This window comes from Pseudomonas sp. R38(2017), assembly GCF_002112395.1.
GTDB lineage: Bacteria > Pseudomonadota > Gammaproteobacteria > Pseudomonadales > Pseudomonadaceae > Aquipseudomonas.
This window is the reverse complement of the sequence record NZ_NEHN01000001.1, coordinates 29,114-42,437: the sequence shown is the minus strand read 5'-3', so window position 1 is coordinate 42,437 and position 13,324 is coordinate 29,114. Positions and strand designations below refer to the sequence as shown.

9 protein-coding genes are annotated in these 13,324 nt (G+C 61.2%); 7 read left to right on the top strand and 2 right to left on the bottom strand.

Translation table 11 applies throughout. The features are described 5' to 3' along the window. Positions 1-99 precede the first annotated feature (99 nt). Genes CAF87_RS00140 through CAF87_RS00120 form a run of 5 tightly spaced genes read left to right on the top strand, consistent with a single transcriptional unit; the run spans position 100 to position 8,423 of the window. Positions 100-2,373, top strand: a complete 2,274-nt coding sequence (locus CAF87_RS00140) for an EAL domain-containing protein (protein WP_085730147.1) — start codon at positions 100-102, stop codon at positions 2,371-2,373. Beyond that, on the top strand, positions 2,370-4,244 hold the full coding sequence (locus CAF87_RS00135) for a bifunctional diguanylate cyclase/phosphodiesterase (protein WP_085730146.1): 1,875 nt from the start codon (positions 2,370-2,372) through the stop codon (positions 4,242-4,244). The genes CAF87_RS00140 and CAF87_RS00135 overlap by 4 nt, the downstream gene beginning before the upstream one ends. Further along, a complete protein-coding gene (locus CAF87_RS00130; protein WP_085730145.1) occupies positions 4,241-5,209 on the top strand; it encodes a cytochrome-c peroxidase in 969 nt (322 codons plus the stop codon). Before CAF87_RS00135 ends, CAF87_RS00130 begins: the two co-directional genes overlap by 4 nt. Beyond that, positions 5,209-7,023 (top strand): DAHL domain-containing protein, encoded by a 1,815-nt coding sequence (locus CAF87_RS00125; protein ID WP_085730663.1) that lies wholly within the window; start codon positions 5,209-5,211, stop codon positions 7,021-7,023. The genes CAF87_RS00130 and CAF87_RS00125 overlap by 1 nt, the downstream gene beginning before the upstream one ends. Then, positions 7,020-8,423 carry an ATP-binding protein gene (locus CAF87_RS00120; RefSeq protein WP_085730144.1) on the top strand — a complete coding sequence of 468 codons (1,404 nt, stop codon included), beginning with the start codon at positions 7,020-7,022 and terminating at the stop codon, positions 8,421-8,423. The genes CAF87_RS00125 and CAF87_RS00120 overlap by 4 nt, the downstream gene beginning before the upstream one ends. Before the next feature lie 2 nt (positions 8,424-8,425). Here CAF87_RS00120 and CAF87_RS00115 read toward each other — a convergent pair whose 3' ends face one another. Beyond that, entirely contained in the window at positions 8,426-9,751 is a 1,326-nt protein-coding gene (locus CAF87_RS00115; protein ID WP_085730143.1) for an APC family permease, read from the bottom strand. Between the two features lie 162 nt (positions 9,752-9,913). Beyond that, the gene (locus CAF87_RS00110; protein WP_085730142.1) at positions 9,914-10,735 is read right to left on the bottom strand and encodes a carbon-nitrogen hydrolase family protein; all 822 of its coding nucleotides are present in this window, start codon (positions 10,733-10,735) and stop codon (positions 9,914-9,916) included. A gap of 125 nt (positions 10,736-10,860) precedes the next feature. Between CAF87_RS00110 and CAF87_RS00105 the strand changes: the two genes are divergently transcribed. Together CAF87_RS00105 and CAF87_RS00100 are read left to right on the top strand one after the other, a co-directional pair. Next, positions 10,861-11,661 carry a LuxR C-terminal-related transcriptional regulator gene (locus CAF87_RS00105; RefSeq protein ID WP_085730141.1) on the top strand — a complete coding sequence of 267 codons (801 nt, stop codon included), beginning with the start codon at positions 10,861-10,863 and terminating at the stop codon, positions 11,659-11,661. Positions 11,662-11,696: 35 nt separating this feature from the next. Next, positions 11,697-13,316, top strand: coding sequence for an FMN-binding glutamate synthase family protein (locus tag CAF87_RS00100; protein WP_085730140.1), 1,620 nt, complete (start codon positions 11,697-11,699; stop codon positions 13,314-13,316). The last annotated feature ends 8 nt before the right edge of the window (positions 13,317-13,324 follow it).

Genomic DNA, 13,324 nt, shown 5'->3' with positions numbered 1-13,324 from the left:
CTCAAGTCACCGGGCACCATCGGCCTGCAAACAGACTTGAAGCGAGGGAAAAAGGATGCTCCCGATGACGAAAGTGCGTGAACCTGCAGGTATGGCGTCATGAGCGCACAGCCCGGCCCGGTCAATCGCCGCGTACTGATCGTCGACGATACAGCGTCGATCCACGGCGATTTCGAGAAAATCCTCAAACCCGCCACGATGGAAGACGACAGCCTGGACGAAACCGAACACCTGCTGTTCGGCCCCCCATCCACTGCGTCTGCCACACAGAAAGAACACTTCGAGCTGGATTCGGCCTTTCAGGGGCGCGAAGCCCTGGACAAGGTCGAGGCTGCCCTGGCCGCTGGTCGTCCTTACGCCATGGCCTTCATCGACATGCGCATGCCGCCGGGCTGGGACGGCCTGGAAACCATCGAACGGCTCTGGCAGGTCGATCCCAAGCTGCAAGTGGCCCTGTGCACCGCCTACTCCGACTACTCCTGGGAAGACATCGACGAGCGGTTGCCGCTGAACGATCGCCTGCTGATCCTGAAAAAACCCTTCGATGCGATTGAAATTCGCCAGATGGCCAGCGCCCTGACCGTCAAATGGCAAATGACCGAAGACGCCGCGCTGAAGATGAACCTGCTGGAACAAGCCGTGCAGGACCGTACGCGGGAGCTGTCCGACGCCAACATCATCGTGCAGAACAGCCCGACCATCCTTTACCGGTTGCGCGGCGAGCCATCGTTTCCGCTGATGTACATTTCCCACAACATCACCCGCTACGGGCATGTCGCGGCCGATCTGGTGGGGGCGGCCAACTGGGCGCAGTTGCTGATTCACCCGGACGATCAGGCCAATGTCGATGCCGCCATGGCGCGGGTGCTGGACCGGCATGCCCTGGGCGCCTCGATCGAGTTTCGCCTGCGCACCGGCCAGGGCACGTGGCGCTGGGTGGAGAACCGCTACGTCCCGGTGCGCGACCACGACGGCCGACTGCTGGAAGTGGAAGGCATCATCCTCGACATCACCGAACGTCGGATCGCCGAAGAAAAAATGGCCCTGCTGGCCCGCACGGACGGTCTCACCGGGCTGGCCAACCGCGCCACGCTGATCGAACGTCTGCATCAGGCCTTCGCCGCCGCACGTCGGGGGGCGGCGCCATTCGCGGTGTTTTATCTGGATCTGGATCACTTCAAGCGGATCAACGACACCCTCGGTCATCCGGTCGGTGACCTGCTGTTGCAGCAAGTGGCACAACGGATCAAAACCGGGGTTCGGGAAAACGACGTGGTGGCGCGCCTGGGCGGCGATGAGTTCGCGATCCTGCAACTGGACGTCAGCGAACCGACCCGATCCGCCGCCATGGCCACCAAGATCCTTGAGGCTCTGCAGGCGCCCTATCAACTGGCCGGCAATGCCGTGCGCATTTCGGCCAGCATCGGCATCAGCAGCTATAGCCCCGCCAGCCTCGATGCCGACAGCCTGTTGGGACAGGCCGACATGGCGCTGTACCGCGCCAAGGAATCCGGACGCAATCAGTATCACTTCCACTCCGAAGAAATCACCCGGGAGGTGGCCGAGCGCATGGTCCTTGCCGAGGAGTTGACGACGGCCCTCACCCAGGGAGGGCTGAAGCTCGATTACCTGCCGGAAGTGGACCTGCACAGCGGCAGGATTCTCGGCATGGCTGCGCAGGTCAGTTGGCAACATCCCAAGCTTGGCCTGCTACCGGCGTCGGCCTTCGTACCAGCGGCGGAAAAGACCGGCGCAATCATTCCACTCGGACGCTGGATCCTCGATCACGCCTGCTGGCAGATGCGTCAGTGGCAAAACGAGGGAGTGGCGCCACCGGTGATGGCAATCAAGATTTCCCTGGCGCAGCTCAAGTCCGGTCCCGAACTGATCTACGACGTGTTGCGCACCACGGCCCGCTGGGAGCTGGCGCCATGGGATCTGCGTTTTGATGTCACCGAAGCCACACTGGCCCAGACCCAATGGACACACAACGATGCGTTGCCGCGCCTGCGCGAGTTGGGTGTGACCATCGCCATCGATGATTTCGGCACCGAATACTCTTCGTTCGATTACCTGAAAACCTACCGGGTCAATCACCTCAAACTCGCCCAGTCCCTGATCGACAATGCGGCTCAGGATGAAGACGGCGCCAACCGGTTGCGGGCGATCGTCAATTTCGCTCGGGATCTGGCGATCGACATCAGCGCCGAAGGCGTCACGCCAGAGGATCAGGGCAGTGCCCTCGCGCCCTGCGCACCGTTGAAAAACGTGCAGGGCTTCAGCTTGAGCGAAGCGGTCAGCCCTGAACAGGCAGCCCGACTGCTGAAGGGCTGGAGTGCGGCCGCCCCGCTGCCCAGGGAGGATGAAGGATGAAAACGCCTTTTCCCCAGACCAACCGACGCATTCTGATCGTCGACGATACGCCGGCGATCCATGCCGATTTCCGCAAGATCCTTGCACCCGAGAGCGGTGGCGAAGCGGATTTGAGTGGTCTTGAACAAACGCTGTTCGGTACCCGCCAGTCGCCGCATCTGACCTTCCAGCTCGACTCTGCCTACCAAGGTCAGGAAGCTTTGAAACTGGTGCAGCAGGCGCTGGACGAAGGCCGTCCCTATGCCCTCGCCTTCACCGACATGCGGATGCCGCCCGGCTGGGACGGTCTGGAAACCATTGAAAAACTGTGGGAGGTCGATCCCAACCTGCAAATCGCGCTGTGCACCGCCTACTCCGAGTACAGCTGGGAAGCCATGGCCGAACGGCTGGAGTTCGGCGATCAGTTGCTGATCTTGAAAAAACCGTTCGACACCCTGGAAATCCGGCAGATGGCCAATGCCCTGACCTGGAAATGGCAGTTGGCCCAGGACGCGGCGCTGAAGATGCTCAGCCTCGAGCAAACCATCGAGGCGCGCGTGCACGAGTTGCTCAAGGTCTCGCACCTGTTGCAGTACGACAGCCTCACGGGCCTGCCCAACAGCACCTTGCTCGGTGACCGCCTGACTCAGTCACTGGCCGCGTGCCGGCGCCATGACAAACAACTGGTGGTGATGTTTCTCGGCCTGGATCGCTTCAAGCGCATCAACAACGCCCTGGGCCATCCGGCGGGCGACGAGATGCTCAAACGGGTCGGCCAGCAACTGTTGGCTTGTGTACGCGAATCGGACTCGGTCTTTCGCTATGGCTCCGACGAGTTCGTGGTGATGCTCAGCGACATCAACCACCCGCAGCAGACGCGCAGCATCGCTGAAAAACTGCTGGCGGCCATCCGTGAGCCACAGACGATTGTCGGTCACGACGTCAGTGTCACCGCCAGCGTGGGCATCAGTATTTATCCGGGCGACGGACTGGAAGCCATCGACCTGATCAAAAAGGCCGAAACGGCCATGCGCAATGCCAAGGACATCGGTCCGAACGAAATCGGTTTCTTCATCGAGGCCATGAACCAGCGCGCCCGAGAACAGCAAGGCATCGAGTCGGGCATTCGCCAGGCCCTGCAACGGCACGAATTCGTTCTGCATTACCAGCCGAAAATCGATCTGGACAGCGGCCGGGTGGTGGGCGCCGAGGCACTCGTTCGCTGGCAGAAACCGGGGCATGGCTGGGTGTATCCATCGGAGTTCATCCCCGTGGCCGAAGACAGCGGCCTGATCGTGCCTCTGAGCAAATGGGTGCTGGGCGAAGCCTGCCGTCAGACGCGAGACTGGCAAAAAGCCGGGTTGCCGCCGATCCGCATGTCGGTCAACACCTCGGCCATCGACTTTCGTCAGCGCCTGTTTGTCGAGGGCATCGAACAGGTGCTGGAGGAGACCGGGCTGGATCCCGTCCTGCTGGAACTGGAGATTACCGAGGGCGTGCTGATGCAGAACGTCGACGCGACCATGAGCGCGTTGAACAGGCTCAAGGCGCTGGGCGTCAGGCTGGCCATCGATGACTTCGGCACCGGCTATTCCAGCCTGAGTTACCTGCGCCGCTTCCCCATCGATGTGCTGAAAATCGATCAGTCGTTCATTCGCGGCCTGAGCCATGACAGCAGCGACGCGGCCTTGGTCGGCGCGATCATCAGCCTGGGCAAGAGCCTGAACCTGAACGTCATCGCCGAAGGGGTGGAAACCGCGCAACAGTTGGCTTTTCTCAGATCCCACCACTGCGAGGAAGGCCAGGGCTACTACTTCAGCAAGGCCCTGCCGGCGGACGCCTTCGCCCGCCTGTTGGTTGCCGGGTTGCCGGGGCCCTGGAGCGTTCCATGAACACGCCGCCGACGTGTCAGTCCCGCAGCGTTGTGTTCCTGCTGCTTTTCGCTCCCTGCGCCAATACCGTTGCCGCACCGCTGGATGAGCCGCTGAAACCCTTGCCCGAGATTCCGAAACAGGACCCGAAGCGCGTCGAACTCGGTCGCCGGCTTTTCCTCGATCCACGGCTATCGGTCAACAACACCCTGTCCTGCGACAGTTGCCATCGACTGGACAAGAACGGGGCCGACAGTCGGGCCCTGTCCATCGGCTTCGATGGACAACCGGTAGCGGTCAACACGCCGACCGTGCTCAACGCCAGCCTCAATTTCCGCCAGTTCTGGGACGGTCGCGTCGAAATGCTGGAAGAGCAGACCAATGTCGTCATCACCAGCCCCCACGAAATGGGCAGCGACTGGAATACCGTTGTGCAACGGATCGCCGACGACCCCGACTATCGCCAGTCTTTCAGCGCCGCCTACCCGGATGCCGTGACGAAAGCCAATATCCAGAACGCCCTGGCAGCCTACGAACGCACACTCCTGACACCCGGCTCCCGCTTCGATCAGTACCTGCTGGGCAACACGGACATCCTGACTCTGGATGAAAAGTACGGCTATCAGCGCTTCAAGGACTATGGCTGCATAGCCTGCCATCAGGGGGTGAACATCGGCGGCAACATGTTCCAGAAGTTCGGGGTGTTCGGAGACTACATCGCCGATCGCGGCAATCCGACGCAAGCCGACCAGGGGCGGTTCAACGTTACCGGAGACGAAGACGATCGCGTCGTGTTCAAGGTGCCGAGCCTGCGCAACGTCGCGCTGACCGCGCCGTACTTCCATGACGGCTCGGCGCCCACCCTAGAACGGGCCGTGGACGTGATGTTCCAGTATCAGTTGGGCCGCATGCCGAGCGAGGAAGACAAGGGGCTGATCATCGAGTTTCTCAAGACCCTGACCGGACACTGGGAGGGTCAGCGATGATGACAACCGTCTCGGGGCGGCGCAGCCTGCTGTTGCTCAGCCTCCTGGCCGTATTGCTGGCCTCGGTCCTGGTGTTTCTCTACCTCAAGTCCAGTTCCGAGCAGACCACCACCTACACCGAATCCCGGGACCTGATCCGTCAGATCAAGCAACAGGATTCGCAGTGGGAAAGTGAAGTCCTCAAAGCCCGAGTGGCGATCACCCACAATTACGACCCGCTGGTCTCACCGATGAACGAGATGAATCGTCTGTGGGCACGCTTCGACACCATGGAGTCCGGGCATGGACGCAACGACTCCAGGCAATGGGACCATGCCCACGAACGCTACCTGGAGGCCATGCAGGAAAAAACCCGTCTGGTCGAACAGTTCAAGTCGCACAACGCGTTGTTGCGCAACTCCCTGGCGTTTCTGCCGAGCGCCGAGGATGACATTCAGGCGCAACTGACCAATCTGTCCGACCTCGACAAGATTCAATTGCAGAACATCGTCACCGACACCTATGACCTGCTGCTCAGCGCACTGGAATTCGCCCAGGTCGCCTCCGACGACAAAGCCTCCGACATCGAGGTGGGTCTGAACAAACTGGCGGTGAACGCACAACGTCTGCCGGCGAATTTTCAGACCCCGATCCGGATCCTGAGCAATCACATCGCCCTGATCCTGCGCGAGCAACCGATCGTCAACCACCTGCTCGATCAGATCGAGTCGATCCCCGTGGCCGAGCGCCTGGACACCATCACCAACATGCTCGATCTGGATCAGCAACAGGCCGAACGAACCGACCAGAAATACCATTTCTACCTGCTGCTGTTTTCTATCCTGCTGATGTTGTCGCTGCTGTGGTTGGCCATCCGCCTGATCCGCAGCTTCGCCGAGATCAACCGGGTCAATGCGGCCCTGCATACGGCCAACGATGTACTCGAGCAGCGGGTCGACGAGCGGACCCGCGAACTGAAGAACGTGCAGAGCGAACTGCTCGACGCCGCGCGGCAGGCCGGCATGGCGGAAATTGCCACCAATGTGTTGCACAACGTTGGCAACGTGCTCAACAGCGTAAACATTTCTTCCGACCTGATCTCGCGAAAACTGCGCAGCAGCAAGGCCTTGGGTTTGGGCAAGGCCATGCAACTGATCAACGAACACCCGGACGACCTCGGGCCTTTCCTGACCGAGGACGCCAAGGGCAAGCTGCTGCCCGGCTACCTCAATCAACTGGTAGGCGCCATCGCCCAGGAACAGCAGGAAATGGCCGACGAACTGGCCCAGATGAACAAGAGCGTCGATCACATCAAGGACATCGTCGCCACCCAGCAATCCTATGCCGGGGCCAACAGCATGACCGAGCCGTTATACATCAACGAACTGCTCGAAGACGCCCTGCGCATGAACGCCGGCGCACTCACCCGGCACCATGTCACGGTGGTCAAGGAATACGGCGACGTGCCTCAGGTGATGGGCGATAAACACCGCTTGCTGCTGATCCTGATCAACCTCATCAGCAACGCCAAGTACGCGATGGCCGACCTCAGCAACCGCCCACGAACCATGACCCTGAGCGTGAAGATCGTCGACGAGAGCTTTCTGGAAATCAGTGTCAGGGACGATGGCGAAGGCATCGCCCCGGAAAACATGACGCGGATCTTTGCCCACGGTTTCACGACCCGCAAGGAGGGCCATGGCTTCGGCCTGCACAGCTGCGCCCTGGCGGCCATCGAGATGCACGGCCATCTCACCGCCCACAGTGACGGGCCGGGACTGGGCGCCATGTTCACCCTGCAGATTCCGCTGATCACCGTAACGGAGAACGTATGAGCGAACTGTCGAACCGCCGCATTCTGCTGATCGACGACATGCCGTCGATCCACGAAGACTTTCGCAAGATCCTTGCTCCGACCCAGGCGCAGTCAGCGGAACTGGACGAGATGGAAGCGGCCCTGTTCGGCGCACCTGCCAAGCCCCGGCGAGCAACGTTCGAACTGGACTCGGCCTATGGCGGTGAAGAAGGTCTGGCCAAGCTCAACCTGGCGTTGCAGGAGCAGTGCCCGTACGCCCTGGCCTTTGTCGATATGCGCATGCCTGACGGTTGGGACGGGGCGAAAACCATCGAGCATCTCTGGCAACAGGATCCGCAATTGCAGGTGGTCGTGTGTACGGCTTATTCCGACTATTCCTGGGACGAACTGCTGGATCGCCTGCACGCCCACGACCGGTTGCTGATCCTGAAAAAACCCTTCGACAACATCGAAGTCCAGCAGATGGCCAACACCCTGCTGACCAAATGGCAGATGACCGAGCGCGCGTCGTTGCAAATGCATCACCTCGAACATTTGGTTGACCAGCGCACCGCCCAGTTCAAGCAGGCCAGCGAAGCCTTGCAGCGAGAGATCGACGAACGCAAGCAACTGGAAGGCCAGTTGGTGCAGTCGGAAAAACTCGCCTCGCTAGGACAACTGGCGGCCGGTGTAGCCCATGAAATCAACAACCCGATCGGGTTCATTTCCTCCAACCTCGGCACCCTCGACGGTTACTTCCAGCAACTGCTGGCCATGCTCGGCGCCTATCACTCAGCCGGGCAGACCCTGGCTGCCGAGCCTGCCGCCCAGTTGCAACAAATGCGCGAGCACCTGGAAGTGGATTTTCTGCTGGAAGACATTCCGGTGCTGATCCGCGAGTCCAAGGAAGGCATCGGGCGGGTCGGGCAGATCGTCAAGGACCTCAAGGATTTCTCCAGGGTCGATACCCAGTTGCAATGGCAGTGGGCGAACCTGCAACAGGGCATCGATTCGACCCTGAACATCGTCGCCAGCGAACTCAAGTACAAGGCCGATGTGATCAAGGAGTATCAAGACCTTCCGGAGATTGAATGCCTGCCCTCGCAGATCAATCAGGTCATCATGAACCTGGTGATCAACGCGGCGCAGGCCATGGGTGCCGAGCGCGGCACCATCACCCTGCGCACTGCGGTGCAGGGGGAGTCGGCGATCATCGAAGTGGCCGACACCGGCTCGGGCATTGCCCCCGACACCCTGCAGAAAATCTTCGATCCGTTTTTCACCACCAAACCCGTGGGCCAGGGGACAGGGCTGGGCCTGTCCCTGTCCTATGGCATCGTGAAGAAACACGGCGGGGACATCTCGGTCCGCAGCACAGTGGGCACCGGCACCACGTTTCGCGTGCAATTGCCCTTGCGTCAGACCCGGCCTGCGGCCTGAGTTCAGGTCGCTTCCTGGAAATCCATTTCCGGTGGCTGGCGACGGAAACCGCCGGTCAGCACCGCCAGATACACCACGCCAATCGCCAGCCAGCTCAGGCCCAGATACACCGCCAGGTGATCGAGGCTGACCATTAACCACAAGTCCGCGACCAGGCCGATGAACGGGAACACCAGAAACAGCACCAGCTCGCGCAGGCCTTTCTTCTCGCCACCGATCCAGTAATGGAAGATCACCGACAGGTTGACCAGGCTGAACGCCAGGAACGCGCCGAAGTTGATGAACGAAGTCGAGGTGGTCACGTCGAGCTTCAGCGCCAGCAAGGCCACCACCGCGCAGAGCAGGATGCTGTTGACCGGCGTGCCAAAGCGCTCGTGCAAGGTGCCGAAGAATGACTTGGGCAACACGCCGTCTCGGCCCATCGCAAACAGCAGCCGCGAACCGCTGGCCTGGGCGGACAGACCCGAAGCGAACTGACCGACGATCAGGCCGATCAGGAAGATCGAGACGAACAGGTCACCACCGATGTTGCGTGCAATCTCGTAGGCCGCCGAGTCGACGCTGTCGAACTGGAACGACGGATGAGCGACCTGCACGAAGTACGACACGCCGACAAAAATCAGCCCGCCGATCAGGGTGATCAGCATGATCGCCCGAGGAATGGTGCGACGTGGATCGCGGGTTTCCTCGGTGAGAGTGCTGACCGCGTCGAAGCCGAGGAACGAGTAGCAGGCGATGGCCGCGCCGCTCATGATCAGCGGCATCTGCATGTCGCCGTTGAAGAACGGTTTGATCGACCACAGCGGCGTGCTGGCATCGCCGCCGACGTAATGCACGCACAGGGCGACGAACGCGACCAGCACCAGGAACTGCACCAGCATCAGCAAGGCGTTGATACCGTTGGCCAGTTTCAGGCCGATGATGTTGATCGCGCTGGTGATGCCGATGAACGCCAGCACCCAGATCCACTGCGGAATCGACGGGAAGGCCGAAGCAAGGTACGCAGCGCCGATCAACCAGATCGCCATCGGCAGAAACAGATAATCGAGCAGCACCGCCCAACCGGCGATGAAGCCGAGTTTCGGGCTGATGGCCTTGCGCACATAGCTGTAGGCCGAGCCGGCCACCGGGAACGCAGCAGCCATGCGGCCATAACTCATGGCGGTGAAGAACATCGCCACCAGTGCCGCCAGATACGCGGCGGGCACCATGCCGGCGGTGGACTGGGCGAGGATGCCGAACGTGCCGAGGACAATGATCGGCGTCATGTAGGCGATGCCGAACAGCACCACCGACCCTAGCGAGAGGGTGCGTTGCAAACGAGCCATGGGCGACTTACTCCGGATTTTATTGGATTTATGGCAGAGGCCGAGTTCGGCAAATGTTTCGGGTGTTGCGTTGTTGTTTTGGTCAAACAGGTGTGTTGTCTCTCAGGACGTCATCACGAGCCTGCTCGCGATGACGTCGGCCCGACCGACACAGACGTCGGATCAGCGCGAAGGGATCAGCAGCTCTCGTACTCCCGATGCGTGTTCAACCACCTCCCCCGGCAACCTCAACCGCTGATCATCCAGATACCGGTAATCCTTGCGCGCAAGCTCCAGCTGAGCGAAATCCAGCTCGACACTGAACCGTCCTTCCTCACGCCCGGCCTCGAACAGCACCGTGCCCAGCGGATCCACCAACGCACTGCCTCCGGCAAACATCAACCCGTCATCCCCCGCCTCCACGCGATTGACCATCAACGCAAACGCCTGGTTTTCCTGGGCCCGGGCCATGATCGCGGTGCGGTGGGTGGGCCCGTAAGGGTCCATGTTGCCGTTGGTGACGATCAGCAATTCAGCGCCCAGTTGCGCCAAGGCACGGGCCGACTCCGGGAACTCGATGTCGTAGCAGATCAGCAGGCCGACCCGCACACCGTTCCACAGGCACGTGGCATAACGGTCGCCGGCCTCGAACACACCGCGATCCGAGGCCCAGAGGTGGGTCTTGCGGTATTTCAGGGCGATGCCCTCGGGGGTGATCAGCAGCGTGGTGTTGTAGAAGCGGCCGTTGTCGTTTTCGGCCATGCCGATCACCACGGCGACGTTGCGTTCGCGGGCTGCGGCCTGCACCGCGCTGACGGTCGGCCCGTGCAGCGGCTCGGCGATCTGCGCCACGGTGTCGGCGGTCGGGAAGCCCATCAGGTGGGTTTCGGGGAACACGATCAGTTGCGTGTCGGCGGCGCAGGCTGCAATCGCTGCGAGGGCGCGTTCGAGGTTGTACGCCGTGTCTTTGTCACGGCCCGCCAGTTGGGCGAGTTCGACTTTCATGGGGAGTCCTTGTTATGAGCGCCGGGCGCCGAAAGATTGCCCGGCGGCTGTCTGTGGGCCAGTATGCTTGGCATTCGACTGGCCAGGGAATTACGCGGCCGGGGTAACCCGATAGGGGTAGAGGCATGACTCTTTCGTTTAACGACATCACCTGGCACCGCGCGGTCGGGCAGTTGATCGACGCCCTCGACAAGCCGAATTTCTGGGCGCAGTTGGTGCGCCTGCTCGACCAGTACGTGCCGTTCGATAGCTGGGTGGCGCTGCTGTTCAGCGCCGACCGACACCCTCAGGTGTTCGCCGAATGCCCGGGCGAAGACGGCAGCCCCGACCAGTTGTTCCAGGATTACCTGCGCGGGTTGTACCTGCTCGACCCGTTCTACATCGCCTGTCGCGAGCAATCGCGCACCGGGCTGTATCGCCTGTCGGAGGTCGCGCCGGAGCACTTCGAACTGACCGAGTATTACCAGCGATACTTTCGTCTGAATGTGGTGGCTGACGAAATCCAGTTCAATTGCCAGCTCGAAGGCGACCGCACCCTGTGCCTGTCACTGGGCAGCAAGCAGCGTTTCAGTGGCGAGCAGATCGCCCTGCTGTCACTGATCCAGCCGTGGGTGCTTGGCCTGCTGCGCCAGCGCCTGCCCTACGAAATCAATGAAATCGTCGCCCTCGCCCCGTCACCGGCGCAACCGGACTGGCGGGTGCAGCTCGAAGCGTCGGTGCAGCAACTCAAGGGCGCGCAACTGACCGCCCGGGAACTGGATGTCGGGCGTTTGATGCTCAGCGGTTGCTCCAGTAAAGAAATCGCCCGTAAGCTGGAAATCTCTGTTGAAACCGTGAAAGTCCATAAGAAACACATGTACAGCAAGCTGGGGATCAAATCCCAGTCGGAGCTGTTTTCGATCTTTCTGCAGGCGCAGAACGCCTGACTGCCGCAAAAAACCGTCCGAACCAAGGAAACCGTATGAGCCTGTCACTCCTGAGCCGCTACGCCTTCTTTGCCGTCTGCGTGATTTTCACCCTCGCCAGCCTGCCCTTTCTCGACCATGACTGGTTGTGGCCGATCACGGCCGTCACCGGGGTGCTGAGCCTGCTCGGTCTGTTTGACCTGATGCAGAGCCCCCACGCGGTGCGCCGCAATTACCCGATCCTCGGCAACATCCGTTATCTGGTCGAGGGTATTCGCCCGGAGATCCGCCAGTACCTGCTGGAATCCGACAGCGACGCCCTGCCCTTCTCCCGCGCACAGCGTTCGCTGGTGTACTCGAGGGCAAAAAATGAAACCGCCGACAAACCCTTCGGCACGCTGATCGATGTGTATCAGTCCGGCTTCGAATTCATCGGCCACTCGATGCGCCCGGCGCCATTGAGCGACCCGAACAGCTTTCGCGTCACCGTTGGCGGCCCGCAATGCACCCAGCCGTATTCGGCGTCGGTGTTCAACATCTCGGCCATGAGTTTTGGCTCCCTCAGCGCCAACGCGATCCGCGCGCTGAACCAGGGTGCGAAACTCGGCAACTTCGCCCACGACACCGGCGAAGGAAGCATCAGCCCTTATCACCGCGAACACGGCGGCGACCTGACCTGGGAACTGGGCAGCGGCTACTTCGGCTGCCGCACCAGCGACGGCCGTTTCGACCCGGAACGCTTCGCCGCCCAGGCGCAAACTCCGCAAGTGCGGATGATCGAAATCAAGATGAGCCAGGGCGCCAAACCCGGCCACGGCGGGATTCTGCCCAAGCACAAGGTCACCCAGGAAATTGCCGACACCCGCGGCATTTCCATGGGCGAAGACTGCATCTCACCGTCCCGCCACAGTGCGTTCTCCACGCCGATCGAGATGATGCATTTCATCCAGCAATTGCGTGAACTGTCCGGCGGCAAACCGGTGGGCTTCAAGTTCTGCCTCGGCCATCCGTGGGAGTTCATGGGCATCGCCAAGGCCATGCTGGAAACCGGCATCCTGCCGGACTTCATCGTGGTCGACGGCAAGGAAGGCGGCACTGGCGCGGCGCCGGTGGAGTTCACCGACCACATCGGCGTGCCGATGCGCGAAGGCCTGCTGTTCGTCCACAACACCCTGGTGGGCCTGAATCTGCGGGACAAGATCAAGCTCGGCGCCAGCGGCAAGATCGTCAGCGCCTTCGACATCGCCAGCGTGCTGGCCATCGGCGCCGACTGGGCCAACTCCGCGCGCGGCTTCATGTTCGCCATCGGCTGCATCCAGTCGCAAAGCTGCCACACCAACAAATGCCCGACCGGCGTCGCCACTCAGGACAATCTTCGCCAACGTGCGCTGGTGGTGCCGGACAAGGCCCAGCGGGTCTACAACTTCCATCGCAATACGTTGAAGGCCCTGGCGGAAATGCTTGCCGCCGCTGGCCTCGAACATCCCTCACAACTGTCGGCCAAACACCTGGTACGGCGCATGTCGGCCACTGAAATCAAACTGTTTTCGCAGTTGCATGTGTTCCTGAAACCGGGGGAACTGCTCACCGGGGAAGTGAACGGCGAGTTCTATTCGCGGATGTGGCAGATGGCGCGGGCGGACAGTTTTGAGCCGCAGGAAATAGCAGCTGCCTGAATCACATC

Excerpts from the sequence above, each read along its gene's own strand:
- CAF87_RS00140 (WP_085730147.1), top strand. The coding sequence starts at position 100 with ATGAGCGCACAGCCCGGCCCGGTCAATCGCCGCGTACTGATCGTCGAC.
- CAF87_RS00135 (WP_085730146.1), top strand. The coding sequence starts at position 2,370 with ATGAAAACGCCTTTTCCCCAGACCAACCGACGCATTCTGATCGTCGAC.
- CAF87_RS00130 (WP_085730145.1), top strand. The coding sequence starts at position 4,241 with ATGAACACGCCGCCGACGTGTCAGTCCCGCAGCGTTGTGTTCCTGCTG.
- CAF87_RS00125 (WP_085730663.1), top strand. The coding sequence starts at position 5,209 with ATGACAACCGTCTCGGGGCGGCGCAGCCTGCTGTTGCTCAGCCTCCTG.
- CAF87_RS00120 (WP_085730144.1), top strand. The coding sequence starts at position 7,020 with ATGAGCGAACTGTCGAACCGCCGCATTCTGCTGATCGACGACATGCCG.
- CAF87_RS00115 (WP_085730143.1), bottom strand. The coding sequence starts at position 9,751 with ATGGCTCGTTTGCAACGCACCCTCTCGCTAGGGTCGGTGGTGCTGTTC.
- CAF87_RS00110 (WP_085730142.1), bottom strand. The coding sequence starts at position 10,735 with ATGAAAGTCGAACTCGCCCAACTGGCGGGCCGTGACAAAGACACGGCG.
- CAF87_RS00105 (WP_085730141.1), top strand. The coding sequence starts at position 10,861 with ATGACTCTTTCGTTTAACGACATCACCTGGCACCGCGCGGTCGGGCAG.
- CAF87_RS00100 (WP_085730140.1), top strand. The coding sequence starts at position 11,697 with ATGAGCCTGTCACTCCTGAGCCGCTACGCCTTCTTTGCCGTCTGCGTG.